This window comes from Meridianimaribacter sp. CL38 (assembly GCF_004328055.1).
GTDB lineage: Bacteria > Bacteroidota > Bacteroidia > Flavobacteriales > Flavobacteriaceae > Gaetbulibacter_B > Gaetbulibacter_B jejuensis.
In genome coordinates, this window is sequence record NZ_QKWS01000004.1 from 41870 (window position 1) to 67266 (window position 25397).

Annotated in this window: 22 protein-coding genes; 6 read left to right on the forward strand and 16 right to left on the reverse strand. The window is 33.6% G+C overall.

The genetic code is table 11. The features are described 5' to 3' along the window. Window position 1: 1 nt before the first annotated feature. Complete coding sequence (locus DMZ43_RS10415) at window positions 2-811, forward strand: DNA/RNA non-specific endonuclease (RefSeq protein WP_131508073.1); 810 nt, start codon at window positions 2-4, stop codon at window positions 809-811. A gap of 43 nt (window positions 812-854) precedes the next feature. On the opposite strand, the gene DMZ43_RS10420 is transcribed toward DMZ43_RS10415, so the two are convergent. The 4 genes from DMZ43_RS10420 to gcvP form a co-directional block, all read right to left on the reverse strand. Then, the gene (locus DMZ43_RS10420) at window positions 855-1706 is read right to left on the reverse strand and encodes a glycosyltransferase family 2 protein (protein WP_131508075.1); all 852 of its coding nucleotides are present in this window, start codon (window positions 1704-1706) and stop codon (window positions 855-857) included. 26 nt (window positions 1707-1732) lie between these two features. Next, window positions 1733-2254 carry a methyltransferase domain-containing protein gene (locus DMZ43_RS10425; protein WP_131508077.1) on the reverse strand — a complete coding sequence of 174 codons (522 nt, stop codon included), beginning with the start codon at window positions 2252-2254 and terminating at the stop codon, window positions 1733-1735. 29 nt (window positions 2255-2283) lie between these two features. Further along, window positions 2284-3342, reverse strand: coding sequence for a 3-oxoacyl-ACP synthase III family protein (locus tag DMZ43_RS10430; protein WP_131508079.1), 1059 nt, complete (start codon window positions 3340-3342; stop codon window positions 2284-2286). Between the two features lie 101 nt (window positions 3343-3443). Beyond that, window positions 3444-6293: an aminomethyl-transferring glycine dehydrogenase gene (gcvP, locus tag DMZ43_RS10435; protein ID WP_131508081.1), complete on the reverse strand. Its 2850-nt coding sequence runs from the start codon at window positions 6291-6293 to the stop codon at window positions 3444-3446. A gap of 119 nt (window positions 6294-6412) precedes the next feature. On the opposite strand from gcvP, the gene DMZ43_RS10440 reads away from it, so the two are divergent. Continuing rightward, on the forward strand, window positions 6413-7255 hold the full coding sequence (locus tag DMZ43_RS10440) for a hypothetical protein (protein ID WP_131508083.1): 843 nt from the start codon (window positions 6413-6415) through the stop codon (window positions 7253-7255). Here the strand turns inward: DMZ43_RS10440 and DMZ43_RS10445 are convergent. From DMZ43_RS10445 to DMZ43_RS10495, 11 genes are all read right to left on the reverse strand, one after another. Beyond that, window positions 7226-7483 carry a hypothetical protein gene (locus DMZ43_RS10445; protein ID WP_129761471.1) on the reverse strand — a complete coding sequence of 86 codons (258 nt, stop codon included), beginning with the start codon at window positions 7481-7483 and terminating at the stop codon, window positions 7226-7228. The two genes, DMZ43_RS10440 and DMZ43_RS10445, sit on opposite strands and share 30 nt — an antisense overlap. Window positions 7484-7492: 9 nt before the next feature. Next, window positions 7493-8044 (reverse strand): sigma-70 family RNA polymerase sigma factor, encoded by a 552-nt coding sequence (locus DMZ43_RS10450; RefSeq protein ID WP_131508085.1) that lies wholly within the window; start codon window positions 8042-8044, stop codon window positions 7493-7495. Window positions 8045-8090: 46 nt separating this feature from the next. Next, window positions 8091-8495, reverse strand: a complete 405-nt coding sequence (locus tag DMZ43_RS10455; protein ID WP_131508087.1) for a hypothetical protein — start codon at window positions 8493-8495, stop codon at window positions 8091-8093. Between the two features lie 10 nt (window positions 8496-8505). Next, window positions 8506-9258 (reverse strand): class I SAM-dependent methyltransferase, encoded by a 753-nt coding sequence (locus DMZ43_RS10460; protein WP_131508089.1) that lies wholly within the window; start codon window positions 9256-9258, stop codon window positions 8506-8508. After that, the gene (locus DMZ43_RS10465) at window positions 9213-9989 is read right to left on the reverse strand and encodes a DUF2071 domain-containing protein (protein WP_131508091.1); all 777 of its coding nucleotides are present in this window, start codon (window positions 9987-9989) and stop codon (window positions 9213-9215) included. Before DMZ43_RS10465 ends, DMZ43_RS10460 begins: the two co-directional genes overlap by 46 nt. Next, window positions 9970-10350, reverse strand: a complete 381-nt coding sequence (locus tag DMZ43_RS10470; protein ID WP_131508093.1) for a DoxX-like family protein — start codon at window positions 10348-10350, stop codon at window positions 9970-9972. Before DMZ43_RS10470 ends, DMZ43_RS10465 begins: the two co-directional genes overlap by 20 nt. Window positions 10351-10401: 51 nt before the next feature. Further along, the gene (locus tag DMZ43_RS10475; protein WP_131508095.1) at window positions 10402-10905 is read right to left on the reverse strand and encodes a GbsR/MarR family transcriptional regulator; all 504 of its coding nucleotides are present in this window, start codon (window positions 10903-10905) and stop codon (window positions 10402-10404) included. A 46-nt stretch (window positions 10906-10951) separates the two neighbouring features. Then, the gene (locus tag DMZ43_RS10480; RefSeq protein ID WP_131508096.1) at window positions 10952-11731 is read right to left on the reverse strand and encodes a hypothetical protein; all 780 of its coding nucleotides are present in this window, start codon (window positions 11729-11731) and stop codon (window positions 10952-10954) included. 29 nt (window positions 11732-11760) lie between these two features. Continuing rightward, window positions 11761-13797, reverse strand: a complete 2037-nt coding sequence (locus DMZ43_RS10485) for a M3 family metallopeptidase (RefSeq protein ID WP_131508098.1) — start codon at window positions 13795-13797, stop codon at window positions 11761-11763. A gap of 208 nt (window positions 13798-14005) precedes the next feature. Then, entirely contained in the window at window positions 14006-14485 is a 480-nt protein-coding gene (gene purE, locus DMZ43_RS10490; RefSeq protein ID WP_129761468.1) for a 5-(carboxyamino)imidazole ribonucleotide mutase, read from the reverse strand. 3 nt (window positions 14486-14488) lie between these two features. Beyond that, window positions 14489-15643, reverse strand: a complete 1155-nt coding sequence (locus tag DMZ43_RS10495; protein WP_131508100.1) for a 5-(carboxyamino)imidazole ribonucleotide synthase — start codon at window positions 15641-15643, stop codon at window positions 14489-14491. 126 nt (window positions 15644-15769) lie between these two features. Between DMZ43_RS10495 and DMZ43_RS10500 the strand changes: the two genes are divergently transcribed. Genes DMZ43_RS10500 through DMZ43_RS10515 form a run of 4 tightly spaced genes read left to right on the forward strand, consistent with a single transcriptional unit; the run spans window position 15770 to window position 19225 of the window. Beyond that, a complete protein-coding gene (locus tag DMZ43_RS10500) occupies window positions 15770-16879 on the forward strand; it encodes an adenylate kinase (RefSeq protein ID WP_129761466.1) in 1110 nt (369 codons plus the stop codon). A gap of 57 nt (window positions 16880-16936) precedes the next feature. Continuing rightward, window positions 16937-17950, forward strand: coding sequence for a GTPase ObgE (obgE, locus tag DMZ43_RS10505; RefSeq protein WP_131508102.1), 1014 nt, complete (start codon window positions 16937-16939; stop codon window positions 17948-17950). A gap of 29 nt (window positions 17951-17979) precedes the next feature. Beyond that, the gene (locus tag DMZ43_RS10510) at window positions 17980-18498 is read left to right on the forward strand and encodes a DUF4136 domain-containing protein (protein ID WP_131508104.1); all 519 of its coding nucleotides are present in this window, start codon (window positions 17980-17982) and stop codon (window positions 18496-18498) included. Window positions 18499-18505: 7 nt separating this feature from the next. Then, the gene (locus tag DMZ43_RS10515; protein WP_131508106.1) at window positions 18506-19225 is read left to right on the forward strand and encodes an SDR family oxidoreductase; all 720 of its coding nucleotides are present in this window, start codon (window positions 18506-18508) and stop codon (window positions 19223-19225) included. A gap of 35 nt (window positions 19226-19260) precedes the next feature. On the opposite strand, the gene DMZ43_RS10520 is transcribed toward DMZ43_RS10515, so the two are convergent. Further along, entirely contained in the window at window positions 19261-25323 is a 6063-nt protein-coding gene (locus tag DMZ43_RS10520; protein ID WP_131508108.1) for an alpha-2-macroglobulin, read from the reverse strand. Window positions 25324-25397 lie beyond the last annotated feature (74 nt).

Here is a 25397-nt window from a genome sequence, read left to right on the forward strand (position 1 = left end):
TTTGAATAAAAGACGATTATATACCATTATTGTTGTACTTATTGTCATAGGTATTTATGGCTACGAACACTTTTTAAAAGAACAAGAAGTAGCCGAAATAGTATCTGAAGGAGAAACTGTAAAAACAGATACTAACGAATACTTTTTGCCAACAAGCACAACAGGACAAATAGTACATCATGAAAGTTACTCGCTATCTTACAGTGAACCTCACGAGCAAGCTGAATGGGTAGCTTATGAGTTGAAAAAATCGCATTTATCAAATACTAATTTTAAACGACCATATTTTGAAATTGATAAAGCTGTAAAAACTGGAGCAGCACATTGGCGCAATTATAAAAAGTCAGGGTATGATCGAGGGCATTTATGTCCTGCAGGAGATAGAAAATACAGTAAATATGTTCATGATGAAACATTTTTAACCAGTAATATTAGTCCGCAAAAGCATGCGTTTAATTCTGGTATTTGGAATACTTTAGAGCAAAAAGTGCGTTATTGGGCTAGTAAGTATGATGGCGTATATGTGATTTCTGGAGGTGTGTTAAAAGGCAATTTAAAAACTATAGGAGAAGAGCGCGTAGCGGTTCCTAATCAGTTTTACAAAGTGCTTATTGATGATAATACTGGTAATACAAAAATGATAGCGTTTTTGATGCCTCATGAAAACTCTAATAAACCATTGTATGAGTTTGTGGTTTCGGTAGATTCTTTAGAAGCGTTAACAGGAATTGATTTTTTTCCAGAACTAGATGACGCTATTGAAAATAGGTTAGAGGCTTCAAGTAGTTACAAAGCGTGGAGTTTTGATTGAAAAAATGTCTTTAGTGTTGCTATAATACCTACTTTTTTTAAGCTTATTGTTTGAGTTTGCCTATTATTCCTTTCCAACGAAGTTGTCGTATAAATTTCCCTTCATCTTTAGAAACTAAGAACGCTTTACGTTCTTTTTTGGCTTTAAAATAGCCTACTAAGTAATTTTTAAATAGAGCAAAACTTCTTTTTTTATAAGATAGTTTTAATGCCGAAATTAATGTAATTACAAAACCATAACGCATTTTATACATGGCTTCACCTTGTAAATGTTTAGAGGCTTTATTGTAACTATTTCCTGTGGGTTTTAAATGCTTTACACAAAGCGACTCGTCAACAACCACTTTCCAATTATGGTATTTAGCGAGTAAAGTATCTACAGTGTCCCAGCCAATAGATGGTTTTAAACCACCAATAGCTTTAAAGCAAGCTTTTCGGTAAGCTTTAAATGGTCCACGAACATGCGTTTTGTTGGCAATGTTTTCATAAACCCATTCATGATCTTTTTTTATATAGGCTAAACCTCCAGCAATTCCAACAGATTTATTACTTTCAAAAACCATTTTTATACACTCTAAATAATTGGTAGGGAGAATAATGTCTGCATCAAACTTACAAATTACATCGTAGTTGTCGTCTAGCGTGTTGTAGCCTTGGTAAAAGGCGTTTATTACTTTTGAACCCGGAAGATGAGTGTTAGAGGATTTGTAATTTACAAGGGTTATCCAGGAGTGTTTTGAGCAAAAAGAAGAGACTATAGCTTCGGTCTTGTCTGTAGAGTTATCGTTAACTACAACCACTTTTCTAGGTAAAACCGATTGATTAACTAACGACTCTAAAGTTTGCGCAATGCAATCTTCTTCATTATAAGCTGGTATGACGATATAAAAGTTCAAAAATTTGAAATATTAAGTATTCAAAGTTAAACTCTTTCAGCATAAACAATGTAATATCTTGGCGTAAACCAACGTAATATTGGTCTAATACCTATCTTTTTTGTTGGATTGGTCCATTTTTTAGAGTCTATAATTTTCCAACCTGTTTTTTCTAATAACCAATCAAACTGCCAATCTTCAAACTCATGGTAATGACGATCTCGCATATCGGTTTTACTTCTGTAAGCAGAAGCAAACCATAATTTTAAAGGAATGCTAGCTACTAATTTATCTGATTTTATAGACTTTAAAACAGTATAAGGTGAAAGCAAATGTTCAAAAATTTCAAAAGCAGTTACCACATCAGTATTGGCGTTTTCAATTTCAGAGGTGTCTTCGTCTAAATCAATACCAGAAGTGTTTTCAACAGAAAACCCATTTGCTTTCATAATTTCTGTAAATGGGTTTTCTACACCTAAATCCAAAACAGAAGCAGGTGTTTTAATATGCTTTTTTAAGAACTCTAAAGTTATTTTATATCTCTTGTGTGGAAATTTTCCTTCGTACATAGCTTCTTTCCACAACAGTGGAAGTATTATTAATATTTGTAAACAATAGCGTTAATGTGCATTCCTGCACCAACACTTGCAAACATAATAATATCTCCTTTTGTAAGACTATGATTTTCTAATTTATTGTTCTTTACCAAGTCAAAAAGTGTAGGTACAGTTGCAACAGAACTATTACCTAATTTTTGAATGTTCATAGGCATAATACCTTCAGGAATATCGGTTTTGTAGAGTCTGTAAAAGCGTTTTAATATGGCTTCGTCCATTTTTTCATTAGCTTGATGGATGAATATTTTTTTCACCTCTTTAATGTCAATTCCGCTTTTATCTAAGCAGACTTTCATTGCACTTGGAACATTGCTTAAAGCAAATTCGTAAATTTTACGACCATCCATTTTAATGTAACGTGTGTCTCTACAAAGGTCTTGATTGTTTGAGTTTCCGAAGAATAAATAGTAAGCTTCATCATAAGTAAAACTAGCACTTTCGTGTGCTAAAATTCCGCCTTCATCATTAGTAGCTTCTATAATTGTTGCGCCAGCTCCATCACTGTAAATCATAGAGTCTCTATCGTGCTTATCAACCACTCTCGATAAAGTTTCAGCTCCTATAACTAAGCAACGTTTTGCAATACCAGCCTTAATAAATGCATTAGCTTGTATAACACCTTCTACCCAACCAGGACAACCAAAAAGAATGTCATAGGCAACGCATTTTGGGTTTTTAATACGCAAGCTGTGTTTTATTCTTGCTGCTAAACATGGTAAAATGTCACTTTGAATGGTGTTGTGTTTAACATCACCAAAATTGTGTGATACTATGATATAATCTAGAGTTTCAGGGTCTATGTTTGCGTTAGCAATAGCTTTTTCGGCAGCAAAGAACCCAAGGTCAGATGCTGTTAAATGGTGTTTTGCATATCTACGTTCAGCAATACCAGTTATGGCTTTAAATTTATCAACAATAACTTCGTTAGGATGATTAATTTCTGAGCCATCAGTGTTTAAAAACTGGTGTTGGTGAAAGTTTTCATTTTTTTCAATGGTATCAGGGATATAGCTTCCAGTACCTGTAATTTTTATATTCATAAAAGAAAAAAGCCTTTAATTTTTACTAATATAACAAATATACTAGCTGTAAATTAAAGGCGTCTTTATTATCTGATTATTTTACGATGTTCAACATCGTATTATGCATCCATATATTCTTCAATTGGAGCGCAAGTGCATATTAAATTACGGTCTCCATAAGCATCGTCAACACGTCTTACAGAAGGCCAAAATTTATTGTCTTTTACATAGTCCAAAGGAAAAGCAGCTTTCTCTCTAGAGTAAGGTAGTAACCACTCGTCTGAGGTAACTAACTCTAAAGTGTGAGGTGCATTTTTTAAGACATTATTGTCGTCTTCTTTAGAAACTTCGCTAATTTCTTTTCTAATAGAAATCATAGCGTCACAAAAGCGGTCCATTTCAGCTTTACTTTCACTTTCAGTAGGTTCAATCATCATTGTTCCTGCCACAGGAAAAGATACTGTTGGTGCATGGAACCCATAATCCATTAAACGTTTTGCAATGTCAACCACTTCAATTCCGTTGGCTTTAAATGCTCTACAATCTACAATCATTTCATGAGCTGCTCTACCACGTTCCCCAGAATACAGTGTGTCAAAACTTCCTTGTAAACGATGTTTGATATAATTGGCATTTAAAATGGCAATTTTGGTAGCTTGAGTTAAACCTTCTGCACCAAGCATTTTAATATATCCATAAGAAATTAAGCATGCTAACGCAGAACCAAAAGGTGCAGCTGAAATAGCTGTAATAGCTTTTTTACCACCAGTTTTTACTATTGGATTTCCTGGTAAGAAAGGTACAAGTTGTTTAGCAACACAAATAGGTCCAACTCCAGGACCTCCACCACCATGAGGAATAGCAAACGTTTTATGAAGGTTAAGGTGACATACATCTGCACCAATATTTCCAGGGTTTGTTAACCCTACTTGAGCGTTCATGTTTGCTCCATCCATATAAACTTGTCCGCCATTATCATGGATGATTTTAGTAATTTCTTTTATGGCAGATTCGTAAACACCATGTGTTGAAGGGTAAGTGACCATTAAACAAGACAAATTGTCTTTGTGTAGTTCGGCTTTTTCACGTAAATCATCAACATCAATATTACCTTCGTCAGTAGACTTAGTAACTACAACTTTCATTCCTGCCATTACTGCACTTGCAGGATTGGTGCCATGTGCAGACGACGGAATTAAACAAATGTTTCTGTGATGATCTCCACGAGATTCGTGATATGCTTTTATAACCATAAGTCCAGCAAACTCACCTTGAGCACCAGAGTTTGGTTGTAAGGAAGTAGCTGCAAAACCAGTGATTTCAGTAAGTTGATCTTCTAGTTCTTTTAAAACCGTAAGATAACCTTCAGCTTGTTTTTTAGGAACAAAAGGATGAATGTTTGCCCATTTAAAAATACTTAAAGGCAACATTTCAGCAGCTGCATTAAGTTTCATAGTACAAGAACCTAAAGAAATCATCGAGTGGTTTAATGATAAATCTTTACGCTCTAAAGATTTTATATAACGCATCAACTCGGTTTCTGAGTGATAAGTGTTAAAAACATCTAACGTTAAAAAGTCTGATTGTCTTTGTAAATCTTCAGCAATATTAACGTCTTCAGAAATTGAAGAAATTTCGAAAGCCTCTTTTTTAGCCGCTTTTGCAAAAACAGCAATAATATAATTTAAATCTCTTACTGATGTTGTTTCGTTTAACGCAATAGTTACTGTGTTATCATCAGGATAGAAGAAATTTACTTTTTTCTCTTTAGCAATCTTTCTAAGTTTTTTAGCATCAGTTTTTATTTGAAGCGTATCAAAGTAAGAAGTATTAGCTTGCTTATAACCTAATTTTTTTAATGCCTTTTCTAGTGTTGAGGCTGAATTGTGAACTTTGTTAGCGATAAATTTAAGCCCTTTAGGACCGTGATATACTGCATACATTCCAGCCATAACAGCTAATAATACTTGAGCAGTACAAATGTTTGATGTTGCCTTGTCACGCTTAATGTGTTGCTCACGTGTTTGTAATGCCATACGTAATGCTCTGTTGCCATTAGTGTCTTTTGTTACACCAATAATACGACCAGGAATATCACGTTTGTAGGCTTCTTTAGTTGCAAAAAATGCTGCGTGAGGTCCACCATAACCCATTGGGATTCCAAAACGTTGGGTAGTACCTACAACAACATCAGCTCCAAATTGTCCAGGAGCTTCCAGTTTAACTAAACTTAAAATATCAGCAGCTACAGCTACTTTAATTTGGTTTTCGTTAGCTTTTGAAATGAAAGATTTTATGTCAGTAACCTCTCCGTTTTTTCCAGGATATTGAAGGATAGCTCCAAAAAATTCCGAAGAAAAATCAAACTCATCTTCATTGCCTACTACAATTTCTACACCAATAGGAGTGGATCTTGTTTCTAGTAAAGACAGCGTTTGCGGTAATATATTTTCAGAAACAAAAAACTTGTTAACGCCTTGTTTCTTTTGGTCGCGTTCTCTTACTGCAAATAACAAACTCATAGCTTCAGCAGCAGCAGTACTTTCGTCAAGTAAAGATGCATTTGCTATTTCCATACCTGTAAGGTCTGTAACCATGGTTTGGAAATTTAATAAAGCCTCTAGACGACCTTGAGCAATTTCGGCTTGGTAAGGTGTGTAAGCTGTATACCAACCTGGATTTTCTAAAATATTACGCTGAATAACTGCAGGTAAAATAGTTGGGTGGTATCCTAAACCTATGTATGTTTTATAAACCTTATTCTTTTTTGATAATTCGTGAATATGAATATTGTATTCATGTTCGGTCATTGGTTCATCTAGATTCAATTCTTTTTTTAAGCGAATATCATCAGGAATGGTTTCGTAAATTAGTTGTTCTAAAGAGTCAACACCAAGGGTTTTTAGCATCTCTTTTTGGTCGTCTTCTCTAGGACCAATATGACGAAGTGCGAAAGCATTTGTATTCATTAAAATTATGTTGTGTTTTGAAGCGCAAAATTACGGAATTATTCATGTTTTTTTGTTAATGAAAATGAAAGTTTTTAACCAAATACAACTGTTATTAACACTTTGACTATTTTTGTTATATGAAGGTTTTGAAGCGTATTTTTGATTTTTATATCAATAGCAGTATTCATGTGGCTTTATCAGTGTTTTCGTTAGCGTGGATTACACTTTTAGAGTTTGAATTGCCTTATGATAAAAATGTCCTTTTTTTCATCTTCTTTGCTTCCATTACAGGATATAATTTTGTGAAGTTTTTTGGCTTAGCAAAGTTTCATCATAGAAGTTTGGCAACGTGGTTGAAATATATTCAATTATTCTCGTTGGTTTGTTTTTTATTGATGTGTTATTATGTCTTGCAGTTGGAGCAAACAACATTAGTATATATCTCAGTTTTTGGAGTTGTTACATTTTTATATGCAATCCCATTTTTACCCAAAAAGATTTTTCTTGATGAGAAACAAAACTTAAGAAGTTTAAGTGGTCTTAAGGTGTATGTGATAGCTTTAGTTTGGTGTGGTGTTACTGTGTTTTTGCCGCTTGCGAATGCAGATTTTTTAATGAATTGGGATGTGAGTATTACAGCAATTCAGCGTTTTGTATTTGTCCTCGTGTTGATGTTACCATTTGAAATAAGAGATTTACAATATGATAGTGTAAAGCTAGCAACAATTCCGCAGCAAATAGGAGTTAAAAAAACTAAAGTGATAGGTGTGTTGTTACTTATGGTGCTCTTCTTTTTGGACTATTTAAAAGATGATATGCAGTTAATGAATCTACTGGTTTTATTGGTAGTTACTGCAATTACTTTGCTAAGTGTTGTGTTGGCTAAAAAAGAACAATCAAAATATTACAGTGCCTTTTTTGTAGAAGGCATTCCTGTTTTGTGGTTGCTATTAGTTTTGGTTTTTCAACTGCTGACTTAATTGATCTTTAAGTGCTTGACGTTCTTCTTTTTTTAAGCATTCCACATCCGAAAACTTTATGGTTTTTGTAAGCGATTTATTTCGTTTTGTATAAGCTCTTGTTACTCTACACCAAGATAAGCGTATTGTAAGCTTTATTCTTTCCCAAAAAGTAGCATCTCCATATTGTGATTTATCACAAATTTGTTTTGCTTCTTCGCACGATATAAACAGTACACTTTTTTTCATTTGTTGTTATTATAACCAATTTTCTTCTAAACATTCAGCCATAGCATTTCTGGCTCTATGGATAATTACCCAAAGGTTAGACGCAGTAATGTTTAATTCATTACAAATAGTTTCAGTATCTAATCCTTCTATGGTTTTCATTTTAAAAACATTAGCTTGTTTTTCAGGAAGTTTACCTAAACAGTTGTAAATAGCATCGCCTAACTCCTCGTTTTCAAGTTTGTCTTCCGCTGTTTTATCAAATGGATCCGAAACACGTTCTTCAAGCCAATCGCCTTCAGCTTCATCGGAGTTGTAAGACATACGCACTTCAGCTTGTCCTTTTTTAGAGTTTATCTTGCGGTAATGGTCAATGATTTTTCGCTTCAAAATAGCAATAAGCCATGTGCGTTCGTTGGCATCGCCTTTAAAGTTTTTCATTGATTTTAATGCGGCAAAAAAAGTGTCTTGAACCAAATCCTTAGCCATTTCACGGTCGTTTACACGCGATATGGTATAGTTAAAAAGATAATCGGAATAGTTGTCAATCCAATTATCAGGATTTAGTGTATGGTTAGGCATGTTTCTTTTTCAAGTATTTAGTCAAAAATAGCTAAAAATTTTATTTCTATCCCTTATTCATGTAATATGTTAGTAAGAAGGTGATACTAAAATATAACCACATCATTGAAAACAATATATGAATCGAGGTTTCTAATAGTTTACCTTTCCATAATTTTGAGGAATAGACAAAGAATTGAAACAATAGTCTGATACTCCAAAATATTCCTAACCCTAATGTGATTTTTTTACCTAAAGCAGTTTCTGTTAATTCTAATGCTGATGTAGTGCATAATAGTCCCATTAAACCAACAGTGAGTGCTATAAAAAATGTGTGTGTTCGCATCATTTGGTTATTAATTAAACTCAAATGTTTTAGCTCTTTATTCCAATTAAAATACTTTGGAAAAACAATGTGAATGCAAGCTAATACAAGCATGAGGTAACCGACTATTTTTAGATGAATTATCATAATATATTTATTAAGATTGGTAGTTGAATACTGACATAAACTGTGTAAACTTTGTTTCGTTGAATGTATTGAAACCAGCAGTTTTAAAAGCTTTTTCCCAATGATTTTTTGGAAAGAAATGTGTAAACCCAACAGAGAATGCCAAAAAGTTTGGGAAGTCTCGTAAGTGTTCTACCATAATGACTTTTCCGTTAGGTTTGCAAACTCTGTGACACTCTTTTAGAAATTGAACTTTTTCATCAAAAGAACGAATTTCATGAGCTGCTGAAAGTAGAAAAACATAATCAACCGAATCGGTTTTAAGCGGCATGTGATTGGTTTTTATTTGTAACGTGTTAGGGTAGGTTAGGCTTACTTTTCTAGCTCTAACAATTGCTGGCTCTGTATGTTGTTCAGCATTATAAAAATCATATACTTGAAGTTTTGATTTAGGGAGATTTTTTTTCAGAATGTAACTTGTTTCATCAAAACCTGCATTGATATTTAACACTAGTTTTTCTTCTGAATCTTTAAGTTGTAAAGGCTTTAACCAATCAAAATTATAGTAACCTGAAAAATCAAATACGTAAGCCGAAACTATCAGTGGCATCAATAATCCATATAAAAACAGACCTATGATTACCCATAATAGTGATTGTGACCACTGAAAGTATAACTGACTTGATATAATAGTAGCTAGTATTGTAATTCCAATAGCATAAAAATGCCTGTTAAAGCTTAAAATGTTAAGGACGCCTTGAAATTGTCTTCGTTTTGTTTCCATAATTCTTTTCTTCCTTTTTTCCAGTAATATGGTATTTGTTCAATGATAAATGCGTTTGCTAGTTTGTGGTTTTTTAATTTTAGAGTATTGATAAACTCAAAGTTGTAATCATTCACTTTTAGTGGTTTTGGCTTCCAGTTTTGTCTTACACCTTCAATGATTAAGACTTCTTTTTTGTTTTCATTATAAGTGAATGTAAAGGGTAGTGGTCCAGCAAATCGTCTTGCTTCTTTCCAGTTTAAAAATGGTGAATTTTTAGGCAAACCAACCGCTTCATTATCTTCACTATAATTGATTTTAAAATTTGATTTTTTAGAGGTGATTTCAACATTGCTATTGTTTTGTACCCTTGTAATATCAGTGGTTGTATAATTGTAATGGGTAAATATGTTGCCCATAAAAGCCATTTTTTTCTTATCGGTTTCAGATTTTATAATGTACAATCCACGTAAGCGTTTGCCTTGATTTGTAGTGTAGCGAACAAAAATGCGGTAACCTATTAAGAAAAAATCATTGCCTAAAAACTTTGGAAATCCTTTAGGGCGTAAATTTTTGGTTTGCACCATAGCGACAGCTACAAAAGCCCATCTATCTTGAAATGTATCTAACTGTAAACAATCAGGAATTAATGGCTCCAATTGTTCTTTTGGAACAGCAAATGCCAATACAATCGAGCTTTCAAAAAAGGCTTCTACGCCAAAAGGGTGATTTTTAAGATTTGATAAGTTCATGATGTGTCTTATTAAAGTGAAATTGATTGTAGTAAATAACAATGATTAAGATAAAGGCAAACAAAGCATTGAATTTTCCCCAAAGTAATAGTTCTGGAGTGATGACGAATTCTAAAATGTTCATACTTGCAATGATTACAATTTGTACAACAGCATTAAATTTTGAGTATTTATTGGATAGAACCCAAAACGCCATAGCAATTTCTAGACATCCTATCGTTATAATTAGAGGTCTAGAATAGTCTTCACTCAAAATATTTGCAACAATTTGTTCATGTCTAGGTACTAGGTTTAAAACCTTGCAAAACAATCCGTTTATAAACCAGATGCCTGCTAAAGTTATATTTGTAATTTTATACATTTTAATATTTTTAAACTTTCAATAATTTTTGAAAGTATGATTTAAATTTTTTTATTTAAAGAGTTTAAGTAACGACTTTGTTAACCAATTTTGTTGCTGGTTTACCACTTTGTTTATCATAGTATCCATTGTGTCGGTTAGTTCATGTAATGCTTTTGTTTGTTTTATAAGTTCTTTAGTTTTTTCAGTGCCATCATCTTTTATAGATGATACATCTTTTAGGATTTTAACCACTGGTTTAATTTCACGTCTGCTACGTTCTTTAGCGACAATTCGTGCTAATTCTTGTACATCTTTTTCGGTAGTGAAATATTCTTTACGCTCACCAGGAATAATTTCTTTGGTTACAATTCCCCAATCCATTAATTGTCTTAAGTTCATGCTAGTGTTACCTCTTGAAATCTTAAGTTCTTCCATGATGTCTTCCATAGACAAGGGTTTTGTGGAAATAAAAAGCAATGCTTGAATTTGCGCCATGGCTTTATTTATTCCCCAAAGCGAGCCCAAACTTCCCCAAGTGCTAATAAATTTTTCTTTTGCTTCTTGATATTCCATAGAGCAAATATATAAAACATTTTAAACTTTCAAAAATTATTGAAAGTTATTTTATTTGCAAATGAATATGATCATCATGTCTTACAGCTTGACACCCATGAAATCGGATTTTTGAATAATTCTGCAACTGCAATTGTTGCTTCAAATATGGCTCAATGAAGATTTTTTGAGTATTGGAGTTGTTAACGAATTCTAACACTAGAGTTCTAGTGTTTTTTTCATCTAGAGTTAATTCATTTAATTTTCCAAAAGATAAGTATTTTGGAAAGTCGTATTGCCAATAGCCTTCATATTTGCATTTTTCTGATGTTTGATTTGTTGAATTGACATAAACTCCATATCCTGAAACAGAAGGTTTTTTATTGGTAGGCATTCCTTCATTATCTAAATATTGAAATGAAATATCAATTTTTTTACCATCATTATGACTTAAATGTGGCAGCAACGGAAAACCATTTAAAAAAGGAAAGTTAGCATCTAGATAAGTAATTGAAATGTTGCTAGAGTTTAAATCTGTAGCTGAAGTTATTAACAGATTACTTAATTCAGGAGTTACATAATTTCTAAAAAGTAAAGGGTATGCTATATTTCTTGGTTTAAGTTCTGAACTGAAAACTGGTAACTTTTCACGACCAAATATTTTAGCAATTGGCGGAATAATTAAAAGGTTAAAGACTAAATATAAAAGTGGAAATGTATAGCGCTTTTTAGTTTTTACCTTTTTTGAAACAAAAACAGATAAGAGCCATACAATTCCACCAACTTGTGTAATTACAGTTAAAAATAGAATAACGCAGATATGTCCTAAAAGCTTTAAAAACTTCATAAAACAACAACGTTATTTAATCATAATTTTTACTTCTCAATCAAACCAGCACGTTTTAGTAGTGCCTCTGGTTGAGGTTCTTTTCCACGGAAACGTTTATAAAGCGTCATAGGGTCTTCAGTTCCTCCTTGTGAAAGCACATTGTCCTTAAACTTCTGTGCAACATTTTTACTAAAAATGCCTTCTTCCTTAAAAAACTCAAAAGCATCAGCATCTAATACTTCAGCCCATTTGTAACTGTAATAACCAGATGAATATCCACCTTGGAAAATGTGCGAGAATGAGGTGCTCATACAATTTTCAGCAACATCAGGATAAAGTTTAGTGTTCTCAAATGCTTTTTGTTCGTGCGCTTTTACAGAATTTATTGTTTCTGGTGCTTCATTAGCATGCCAACTCATATCCAGTAACCCAAAACTTAATTGACGTAAAGTTTGCATACCTTCATGAAACGTAGCCGAAGCTTTTATTTTTTCAATTAAATCCATTGGGATCACTTCTCCAGTTTCATAATGTGTTGCAAACAGCTCTAAAGCTTCTTTCTCGTAACACCAGTTTTCTAATACCTGACTTGGTAATTCTACAAAGTCCCAAAACACACTTGTGCCAGATATACTTGGGTAGGTAGTGTTGGCTAACATACCATGTAAAGCGTGACCAAACTCGTGAAAAAGTGTGGTGACTTCATTGAAGGTTAGAAGTGAAGGTTTGGTTTTTGTAGGTTTAGTAAAGTTGCAAACTATAGAAATGTGAGGTCTGCTATTTTCGCCATTTTTCACATACTGTGGTTTGTAAACAGTCATCCACGCACCATTACGTTTTCCTGCTCTTGGGAAAAAATCAGCGTAAAAAACAGAAATATAATTACCGTCACTATCAGTTACTTTGTAAGTAAGTACATCGTCGTGGTATTTATCAATCGTGTTGATTTCTTCAAACTGTAAACCGTATAATTTTTTGGCAATGGTAAACACACCATTAATAACGTTTTCAAGTTTAAAATAAGGTTTTAGCTTTTCGTCATCTAAATCGAATAGCTTTTGTTTTAATTTTTCTGAATAATAACCACCATCCCATTTTTGTAATTGCTCAATACCATCTAGTTCTTTGGCAAAATCACTTAATGTTTTAAATTCACGTTCGGCAGCTGGTTTAGCCTTTTCTAACAAATCGGTTAAAAAGGTATTTACAGTTTCAGGGTTTTTTGCCATTCGCTCCTCTAAAACAAAATTCGCATGCGTTTTGTACCCTAATAATTTGGCACGTTGATGACGCAATTTGGCAATTTTTAAAACAATGTCTTGATTGTCTAATGCATCATTGTTAAACCCTTTTGCTCCAAATGCTAAAGCTAGTTTTTTACGTAACTCACGATTTTTAGCATAGGTCATAAATGGAATGTAGCTTGGATACTGTAAGGTAATCATCCAACCGTCTTTACCTTTTTGTTCAGCAGTTTGTTTGGCTTCTTCTTTGGCACTTTCTGGTAAACCATCTAAATCAGCTTCATTAGTAATATGAAGTTCATATTTGTTGGTTTCTGCCAGTACGTTTTCGCCAAATTTTAGTTTTAGTTTACTTAATTCTTTATCAATGTCGCGAAGCTGTTGTTTTTTGTCTTCAGGTAAATTGGCTCCATTTCTGGAAAACCCTTTATATTTTTTATTAAGAAGTGTTAACTGTTCGGTTGTTAAATCTAAACTGTCTTTGGCATCGTAAACGACTTTAACACGCTTAAATAACGTTTCGTTTAAAGTAATATCATTACTGAATTCAGATAATAAAGGTGAAACTTCTTGAGCAATCTTTTGAATTTCGTCGTTGGTTTCAGCAGAATTTAAATTGAAGAATATACTTGAGATTCTATCTAACTGTTCACCTGAAAAATCTAAAGCTTCAATAGTATTTTGAAATGTTGGTGCTTCCGTATTGTTGGTTATGGCATCAATTTCTGCTTTTGCATCTTCAATTCCTTTTTTAATTGCAGGAAGAAAATCCTCGTTCTTTATTTTTGAAAACGGAGCAGTATGAAATTGAGTGTCAAAGGGTTTGTTTAAAATATTCATTTTAAGTGCTATTAATTGTTAAAGTCAGTGTGATATTTTTCCTACTAAGAAATTGAAATACTGAATATTAACTTTTTTTTTAGGTTTTTATTTAAAATATAATTTTATCTTTGCGGCAGATTTTTCATAAGAGTTTTAAAGAGAGCTCTTTAAAGAAATAATTGATTAATAGCGTTAAAAACCTCGGCTTTCTGTCGAGGTTTTTTTGTTATAAATCTTTAGCAGATTCTATTACCTTGGCTTTCAGACCTTCTTTGTAAACCATTATTTTATCTAGAACACATTGGTCAGAGCTACCAATAATTTGAGCAGCTAAAATTCCTGCATTTTTTGCACCATTTAAAGCCACAGTTGCAACAGGAACACCACCAGGCATTTGAAGAATAGATAAAACAGAATCCCAACCATCAATAGAGTTGCTGCTTTTTACAGGAACACCAATAACAGGTAGTGGAGATAAAGAAGCTACCATACCAGGTAAGTGTGCTGCACCTCCAGCTCCAGCAATAATTACTGAAATGCCTCTTGTATGTGCGTTTTTACCGTAATCGAATAGTTTTTCAGGTGTGCGATGAGCCGAAACAATATCAACTTCTATATCTATATCAAATCCTTTTAGTATATCAATAGCGTCTTGCATAACAGGCAAATCGCTTTTACTTCCCATAATGATTCCTACTTTGCTCATAGTTTATTTGCTTATAACTTTAATGGTTTTCTTTACTTGTTCAGCTACACGTCTTGCTTCGTTTATATCTTCATTTACAATGGTTACATGTCCCATTTTTCTAAACGGACGTGTTTGTTTTTTTCCGTATATATGAGGTGTAACACCTTCTAGTTTCATTATTTCAGCAATGTTTTCATAAACAACATCTCCTGTATGACCTTCGGCTCCTACCAAATTTACCATAATTCCACCAACTTTACTATCGGTTTGCCCTAATGGTAAATTAAGAATAGCACGTAAGTGTTGTTCAAACTGTGAAGTGTAACTCGCTTCAATAGTTTGATGACCTGAATTGTGAGGTCTTGGTGCTACTTCGTTAACTAAAATCTCATCGTTTTTAGTCTGAAACATTTCAACCGCTAAAAGTCCAACATGGTTAAACGCTTTTGAAACATTTAAAGCCACTTCACGAGCTTTTTGCGCAACAGTGTCATCAATTCGTGCAGGACAAATAACATATTCCACTTGGTTGGCTTCAGGATGAAATTCCATTTCAACTACTGGATACGTTTTTATATCACCATCAACATTTCTAGCCACAATAACTGCGAGTTCATTTTTAAACGGAATCATGTTTTCTGCAATACACTCAACATTAGGTAAACCTTCTAAATCCTCTATAGTTCTTAAAACTTTTACACCATTACCATCATAACCAAACTGAGCGCTTTTCCATACAAAGGGGAGTTGTAAACCTCCATTGTGAATAGCTTCTTTAATTTCAGAAGTGTAAGCGAATCGAGTAAAATCGGCTGTAGGGATGTTATGGTCTTTATAAAACAGTTTTTGTGTTGCTTTATTTTGAATGGTTCTCAAAGTTTTTGAAGAAGGATATACTTTTACGCCTTCTTTTTCTAGAGCTTCAAGTGCATTTGTGTTTACGTTTTCAATCTCAAAGGTTAAAACGTCAACCTGTTTTCCAAAATTGTAAACCGCATCAAAATCCATTAAATCACCAAGTTGAAACTCGTCGCATGCAATTTTACAAGGTGCTTCGTTGCTAGCATCTAGTACTTTAGTCTGGATGTCAAATTTTCTGGTATTGTAAAGCATCATTTTACCAAGTTGTCCACCACCAAGAATACCTAGCTTAAATTCTGAAGAGAAAAAATTCATTGTGTTGATTTTCCACAAAAGTACAAATCAAAACCCTCTGAAAAAACTAAAATCTTAACAATCTAAACGAGAATTCGCAAAACGTTAATCAAATGATTATCTTTGCATTTCTAAAATTAAAAACAAGTGATAAAGCTTCACGATTTACATTTTAAACCGTTTATTTCTGAAGACGAAATTCAAGCGACTGTACAACACATGGTTACTGCCATAGCAAACGATTTGCAAGATGAAGTACCAGTGTTTGTTGGGATCTTAAATGGGTCGTTTATGTTTGTAAGCGATTTTGTAAAGAAATACCCAAAACCTTGTGAAGTTACTTTTATAAAACTAGCGTCTTATGAAGGTTTAAAATCTACTGACGATATTCAGCGTCTAGTAGGTTTAACACAAGATTTAACAGGTAGAACAGTTGTAATTTTAGAAGACATTATCGACTCTGGTAAAACACTAGCTGAAGTTCATAGAATTTTCAAAAACGAAAATGTAAAAGAACTTAAAATAGCGACCTTGTTTTATAAACCAGAAGCCTATAAGAAAGATTTTAAACTACATTATGTTGGTATGGAAATTCCTAATAAATTCATAGTTGGTTACGGACTTGACTATGATGGACTAGGTAGAGATTTGCCAGCGATATATCAATTAAAAACCACACAACACATGACTAATTTTGTCCTATTTGGACCTCCAGGAGCAGGAAAAGGCACACAAGCCGAATTTTTAAAAGAAAAATACAGTTTAGTACACATTTCAACAGGTGATGTGTTTAGATTCAATATTAAAAATGAAACCGCTCTTGGCATGTTAGCAAAATCATACATGGACAAAGGAGAGTTGGTTCCTGATCAAGTAACTATTGATATGCTTAATGCTGAAGTAGAAAAAAATGCAGATGCTAAAGGGTTCATTTTTGATGGTTTTCCACGCACCAATGCACAGGCTGAAGCATTAGATAAATTAATGGATCAAAAGGACTCTCAAATTAATGCTATGATTGCTCTTGAAGTTGATGATGAAGTTTTAGTGCAACGTTTATTAGAGCGTGGTAAAACTAGTGGTAGAGCTGATGATGCTGATGAAAACATTATTAGAAACCGAATTAAAGAATACTACAAAAAAACAGCTATACTTAAAGATTACTATTCTGCACAAGACAAATATTATGGTGTAGATGGTGTTGGTAGTATTGAAGATATCACTGAGCGATTAAGTGCTGTTATAGATTCGTTATAACTTTATTTGGGTTTAAAAATTTATAACTTTTAAACTTTCAACTTTTAAACTCATACAATGACTGAAGGTAATTTTGTCGATTACGTAAAACTACACGTTGCTTCCGGAAATGGAGGTAAAGGTTCTGCGCATTTACATCGTGAAAAATATATAGAAAAAGGAGGTCCAGATGGAGGTGATGGTGGACGAGGAGGTCACGTTATTATTCGTGGTAATGCTAACCTATGGACTTTGTATACCTATAAATTTAAAAGGCATTTTAGAGCTGAACATGGTGAGCATGGAGGTAAGAGTAGAAGCACAGGAGCCGATGGAGCAGATGTGTACATGGATGTGCCACTAGGAACTGTAATTAGAGACAAAGAAACTAACGAAATCCTTTTTGAAATTACCGAAAATGGCGAGGAAAAAATCATTGCCAAAGGTGGTATGGGAGGACGTGGAAACTGGCATTTTAAAAGTTCTACTAACCAAACACCACGATATGCGCAACCTGGAATTCCAGGAGAAGATCGTGACATTATTCTTGAGCTTAAAATTTTAGCTGATGTTGGTTTAGTGGGTTTCCCTAATGCAGGAAAATCTACACTACTTTCAGTGGTTACAGCTGCTAAACCTAAAATTGCCGATTACGAGTTTACAACCTTAAAACCTAACCTAGGTATTGTAGAGTATAGAGACCATCAATCGTTTGTAATTGCTGACATTCCTGGAATTATCGAAGGTGCTGCAGAAGGAAAAGGACTTGGACATTATTTCCTTCGTCATATTGAGCGTAACTCTGTATTGTTGTTTTTAATTCCTGCGGATGCTGATGATATTAAAAAACAGTATGATATTTTACTAGATGAATTAAAGCGCTACAATCCTGAAATTTTAGATAAAGAACGTTTTATAGCTATCTCTAAAAGTGATATGCTAGATGACGAGTTAAAAGCAGAGCTTAAAGAAGAATTAGATAATGAACTCCCAGTAGATTATATGTTTATGTCTTCAGTAGCGCAACAAGGTCTTCAAGAACTTAAAGATAAACTTTGGCAAATGCTTAACGCAAAACCTGCTGATGAGTAATTAATTTCGTAACTTTAAATAAAAAAGTTATGAGATATTTATCATTAATAGTTGTGCTGTTTTTGGTGTCTTGCGCTCCAATTAGAGTGAATTACGACTACGAAACTGCAACCGACTTTACAACTTATAAAACTTATAATTATTACGCAAATATCCAATCAGGGTTAAGTGAGCTGGATACTAACCGTTTAATGAACGCTTTAGACGAAGAGCTTCAAAGTAAAGGACTTACTTTGTCTGAAACACCAGACTTCTTTATAGATATTAAAAGCGATGAGTTTCAAGAAGCAAACCGAAGTTCGGTTGGTGTTGGTCTAGGTGGAGGAGGACGTAATGTAGGAGGAGGCGTTTCTATTGGAATTCCTGTTGGACAATCAAATCTCAATCGTCAAATTATTATTGATTTTGTTGATGAAAACGGTGTTGGTTTGTTTTGGCAAGCCGTAAGTGAAGACAGTTTTAATCCAAATGCAAAACCAGATAAACGCGAAGCTAAGTTCAAAGCTATTGTGGTAAAGATTTTAGAAAATTATCCACCAAAAAAATAATTTATATATGTTACAAAATAAAGTTGCACTCATTACAGGAGGCACAAAAGGTATTGGCTATGGCATTGCTAAATGTTTAATGGATCAAGGTGTTCATGTTGCCATAACCAGCAGAAGTAGTGCAAGGTCACATGAAATTGCAGGTAAATTAAACGCGTCAAGTAAAGCAGGCGCAAAAGCTATTGGACTCAAAGCCGATGTTACTGATTTTAAAAGCCAACAAGACGCTGTAAAAGATGTGGTCTCCCAATTTGGACAGTTAGATGTTGTAATTGCTAATGCAGGTGTTGGTCATTTTGCAAGTATTGAAGATATTACGTTACAGCAATGGCAAGATACTATTGATACAAACCTTACAGGAGCATTTTATACTATTAAAGCAAGTGTTGATGCTTTAAAAAATAGTCAAGGCTATTATATTTCTATTTCAAGTTTGGCAGGAACCAATTTCTTTGCGAATGGTTCAGCTTATAATGCCAGTAAGTTTGGTGTTACAGGTTTTACACAAGCGGTTATGTTAGATTTGCGTAAATATGGTATTAAAGTGAGTACCATTATGCCAGGATCAGTGTCTACACATTTTAATGGTAATGAACCAAGTGATAAAGATGCTTGGAAAATTCAAAGTGAAGATATTGGTGAATTGGTTGTTGATTTATTAAAAATGAATCCAAGAACCTTACCTAGTAAAATAGAGGTTAGGCCAACAACGCCACCAAGTAAATAATAAAAAAGGCTTCAAATTTTTGAAGCCTTTTTTATTTAATTATTAACTGAAATTCTCACGCCTTCACTATGGCTACTAAACTCTGGTGCATACATACTTTGAATGGTTGTGATGCCATTACTCATATCTCCAGAATTGTTTACACGTAAGTCGTATTCAAACACATAAATTCCTTTTGGTAAATAATCAAAGAAGAAATTGGTGCTTGCATCTTTAGTCGCTTCATAATAGCCTAATCCATCTTGCCATTTGTACTGCGACATTACATTAACAGGTTCTAATCCTGCTGCTCGCATATCTTTCATGTGAACAAATTCCATAGCACGATCACTACGTAATTCTATACGTACACGAACCAAATCGCCAACTTCTAAATGCGTTTCAGAAGTAATTTCTGTAAGCTCTTCACCAGTATCAGTATTATTCTTTTTAAATAATTTCTTCTGAAGTTTTAAAGGTGTTTCAGCGGAAGTAATCTTATCTAAATCTTCAAAATATTGCCAGTATAAACTTCCCCAAGCAATGCCATTACCTTTTTTGGTGAGTTTTACTTCTGCCATTTCAGGTTTAATTTCGGTAGAGTTCCAAGATGTTTTGTAATAACCAGTTCCTGCTTCAACTTTTACAGCTTCTAATTTTGAAGGTTCAACAGGTTTATTACCTAAAACAACATCAACCATTTCGGTAACGCTTAACCAATCGCTACCTTGTAATAGCAATGCGTAAACTGCTTCGGTAGTTGCTTTTGTGGTTTTCCATTGATTGGTTTGCTTGTTTTTAAGTAACCATATTTTTAGGTTGTCTACAGTTCTAGTGTCATTTTCAATTTCTGAAAACGCTTCAATCAGCAACGCTTGCGTTTCAATAGGAGCTTGATACCAATACCAAGAACTTGTGTTTTCTTTCCAGTACATTCCTAATTCTTCTGAAGTAATACTGTTTTCTTTTAATGACTTTAAGATTTTAGAAGCTGTTTTATCATCTTCCATTCTGTGTGTAATTAAAGCCATTAATCCTTTAGCATATAACGAACGTGACAACCAATATTTTTGTATTTGTGTGTGGTAATATTTGGTAATGTCTTCAACTTCTTTTGATGTTTTAATTTCAGGGAAAAAGCTTCGCATGTACAAATAATGCAATTGTGTATAGCTCAAGTGGTCTTTACTTAAATCTACTTTGCTATTGTATTTTTTAAGGTCTTTATATTCTTTTACAAATTCAGCATCTAGATATTCCATAGCATGTTGTATCATTGATTGCTCTTCAAAACTAGAATTTACATTTAAGTGTTTTAAATGTCCAAAACCAGTAATAATATGCTGCGTAATGTAACGGTTTTCGCGTCCACCTTTAAACCAAGACCAAGCGCCATTGCTCATTTGGTTTTGTTGTAATTTGCGTAATGCAGATTGTAATTCGTTGTTCATTTTATTCATGTCAAACAACAAAGCGATACGTTTCTTTTGTTCAGTTTCACTTTGCGCATCGCGTAACCAAGGCGTTTCTTGAATAAGAATAGATTTTAATTCTTCATTTTTTTCAAGATTACTTAGTAATGCATCTGTGTTTTTCCACTGATTAAAAACCTCTTGTATTCTAGGGTTGCTGTTTGCAATATGACTTGCCAACGCATTTGCATAGTAACGACTAAAGGTTTGCTCATTACAATCATACGGATATTCCATAAGGTAAGGTAATGCTTGCACTGCATACCACGCAGGATTAGAGGTCATCTCTAAAGTAAGCTTATGATGTTTTAAGGTTGTAGATGTGTTGTTTTTAAGTTTGTCTAAAGTAAACGTTCTGGTTTCATCACTTTTTATCCACATCGGTAATGTTTCGGTGACTAACATTCTGTTAGTTAGTACAGGTAATGCACTTTGTTCACCATCACTAAAATCACCAGATTTTGCTATAATTTTATATTGAACAGCACTCACATTATCAGGAATGTTTAGCGTCCATGACACTTGAGTATTACCTTTTGCATCCACTGAAAAGGTTTCAACTACGTTGGAACTGATAAGATCTTCATTAATATCTTTTCCTGAAATAGCATCTGTTAACTCTAATTTAGCTTGTCCTGAAAGCGCTTGTTCAGTAAGATTAGCAATTTTGGTACTAATGGTAATAACATCACCTTGACGTAAAAAGCGAGGTGCATTTGGTAACACCATTAATTCTTTTTGAGTTACGGTTTCAAAACTGCTTACAGCACTATGAAGCGTTTTTGTATGTGCTAAAAGCTGCAATTTCCATTTGGTTAAGGCTTCTGGTGTTGTGAAATTAAAACTTACGTTTCCGTTTTCATCGGTTTGTAACTGCGGAAAGAAAAATGCAGTTTCTTGAAGGTTTTTTCTAATTACTACATCTTCAAAGTTTTCTTTTTGATTTGAATCTTTCTTAGTTGTTTCAGCAATTATGTAACCTCCACTTTGTTCAGTTTTACTGTTAAATACTAGAGCTTTTTTACCAAGAGAATCTGTTACAACAACTTCATCCAATTCCATCTCTTCAGCAGAAAAAGTTCTCATGGATTCTTCTCGTAACTCTAAACCAGCAACTCGTCCTCGTAACATGTGATAGTTACTTCCAAAAGACAATCCAAACCAATTGAGTTGGTCGTACTGTTGTCGCTCAAAACGTTTATGGATTAGTGAAGGGTTAAACACTCTAAAACCTTTTGTACCAAAACTACGAGACGCATTTCGGTTATGGTTTGAGTAATAGGTTGGTTGTTGTATTGAGGTAAACGTCCAGTTGTGAGGTTTAAATTGGTCTAAAGAGGCATCGTACATGCTTGCCAACAGCTCAGAACTTACTTTTTCACCTTTAGGGCCTTTAATTTTAAAACTCCAAGTTTCATCAGCTCCAGGTTGTAGCTTATCTCTAAATGTTAGGGTTTCTATCTCTAAATCGGTTTTAGGATATGGTACAGCAATAGGCAATGTTGAACTCATAAAACTGTTGTAAGCTGCAAAGCTATAATGAATAGCAAACCCACCAATATTATCACTAGTTACAGGAATAGAAATGATTTTTTTAGTGTTGCTTAACGGAATAATAAATGTCTTGACGATGTCTTGGTCTTTCTCAACTTCAAGCGTTACAATAATATCTTCAGCAGCTGAACCTAAAGTAACCAATACATTTTGATTGGCACTATAAGTTGATTTGTCTGTTGTAATACTGAAAAGTTGATTGTCTGCTAAGGTTTTGTCTTTATCACTGAATAATGTGGTTTTAGCTTGGTCTTTTACCAATTGACCAAACTTATCTTCACTTTCTAAAACAATAATGTATTGACCAGATTCCCATCTTTTAATGGTGCCTAGTTTAACCTCTTTTGAGGTTTCGGTATCAAAAGATTTGGTCAACACAAGTGTTCCTTTTTTCCAATTGTCTGGATTATGTTCGTTACTATAAGCTTCATGTGGAAACTTGCTTGTAAATTCTTTTTTAGAAATAACTTGATAATCTGGTGCATCCCATGTACGCTGTCTTAAAACTCTGTCAGGAGCATTTAATTTATATACTTTAAGTGTTCCTTTAGCAGCAACAAATTCACCATTAAGGTTTTTGGTATCAATACTAATAGTGTGGTCTTTTTTGTTCTTGTCTAATGTGTCATCAACCAAAATGGAAGCCATTAATGCATGGTAACCTACATTAACAATAGTTGTAGCACTGCGTGTTTCACCATTTAAGTCGGTAACATCAGCAGTAATTTCATAATTGAAAACAGGTAAACTACTTTTATCAACACTTTCATCAGGAAGTGCTTTAAAGGTGATTTCAAATTCACCTTTGCTGTTGGTTATGCTTTCACCATGTGTTATTTCTTGAGGTTCGCTATTAAACCAAGGACGATACCAATAGTACCAATCGGGATATTGCACTTTTCGGTGTACACGATATACCACTTTAGCATCAGTAATGTTGCTTCCTGCATAAGCTAAAGCTGTTCCTTTTACAGTTACCGAGTCGTTAACTTTGTAAGTTTCGGTAACAGGGTTAAACTTGGTTTCAAACTTAGGACGTTTGTATTCTTCAACCGAAATAGAACTTGAAGCATGAATATCGTTGCTGCTAGCTTTTAAATCAAGTGTGTAATTACCAGTAAGTCCGTTGCTAGGTAGTATAAACTCTCCTGAAATAGAACCAAACTCATTGGTTTTTAGGTGTAATTCCTTTACAACTTCATAGTTGGTGTCATACAGTACAACGCTTAATTTTTCATTTGTTAAAACCTCAGATTTTCCATCTTTGGCTTTCATAGCTATACTCTTAAAATAAACGGTTTGTCCTGGTCTGTATATACTTCTATCAGTAAATAAAAATGCTCGGTAAGTGGTTATGATATCATCTCTCCAACCATAATTTCTTAAATAAAATCCGTTAAAAAAAGCGATTTCGCCTTTGCGTTCAGCATAAATACTGAGGTCGTAAAAGAAATCATTTTTATGCTTTTTTAGTTTGAATTCACCATTTTGATTTGTGGTTAATTCTTCGGTAATGTAGCTGCGATTATAGTCTTTTTTATAAGAAATTTTTACGTCCAAACCAGCAATTGGTTGTCCATTTTCCCTTTCAATAATTTGATAAATATGATGGGTTTTGTCTGATTTTTCAACAACTGCCATATCAGTGACCTGAAGGATTTGGGTTGCAAATGTCTTGTCTTCATTATCAACACTTGCCATTATGATATACTGACCATTGTTTAATTTTGGTAAAATCACTTCGGTAGTGTGCAATTGGTAATCATTTTCATTTTTCAATTCTACTTGCCATTGCTCAGTAACTTTTAGTTTGTTGATGTAGTTCAGGCGTTCTTCAGCATCATATAATTTGTTATAAGCTGTAGCTTCTGAACTAGTTACTTTATAAGCTTTAAAATGCAATTGGTCAATATTTTTATACTTTACCAAAGCTTTGCCATACTGCTGAATTTGTAAAAAGCGTTCAGTAGTAATTTGAAGGTTGCTTTGCAAAATCATGCCTTTAAGAACTTCACATTTTTCAGCACCTCTACTTTCAGGAAATTTTTGTATTACTGCGTTACAAAGTTCTAAGGCTTCTTTAGTTTTCCATCTCACATCAGCATTTGTCTTAGGTACATACTTATTACCTTGTTGATAAAGTGTCCAAGCAATGTGGTAACTATATAAAGCTGAGGTTTCATGTGTGTTCCAAAGCTCTTGTGAAGCTCTTAAGGTATCTAGAAGAAGACTTTCTGTATTATCTAAAATGCTGTTTTGCGATACAAACAGTAAACGGTCAATATCTGCATCTACCAATGCATAAGGTTCTTTATCTTTTACGTGAAATTGTATCAGGTCTTGATAAATTTTGAGCGCATGCAATTGTAACGATGTAGAATCTTTTGATGTGATGTTTAGGTTAGCAAATGTTTTGGCATCACTTAAATAGTTTGCATTGTCAATTTCAAATTGATAAGCAGGTTTGGTAATACTGTTTTCGTCGGTTTTATAAAACGCTAGTGCATTGTGATTTAAAAGGTCAAAAAGTGTTGGTCTGTAACGTTTAGATTCAGTTGCTTTAAGCAAAATATCATCATAGTTTACCAAAGGTGTTTGCTGAAGTATGAGTCCGTTTTTTAAAGAATTTTGATAATGCAAATGAATGTCGTCAAACAAGGTTTGTAAATCCCAAGTCCTAAAATCGGTACTATCCACTTTAGTTTCAGTATGCGTACGGTTGTAGAAAAGGTATCTGTTTTGTTGAAAATATTGCCAATACATTGTGGCAAGCATATTTTCCAATACATTTTTAACAGGTGTTTCGCTAGTACCAATTTCAGTTTTAAACTCATTAATAATGTTGAGTTGCGCATCTTCTTCTAGCGTTAAAGCATATTTACTTTTGTAGATAAGTGTTTTAATGTTTTGTGGAGCATTGTTGTCTTTTTTGGCAAGTGTTCTTATTTGCTCCACAACCTCTAAAGCCGATTTTGGTAAACCGTCAGTTTCAAACTGACTGACCTTTTTCCAGAGATCGTCATAATTATTGGACTGAGCATGTGTGTGGTTTGCAAAAAGAATTATCATTAAAAGTGCTATAAGTTGTTTCATAAATATGCGTTTTCTTCAAAACTAACTTCAAAATGTATTCCAAAAAACGATGAATTAGTAAAGTATAGTATTGG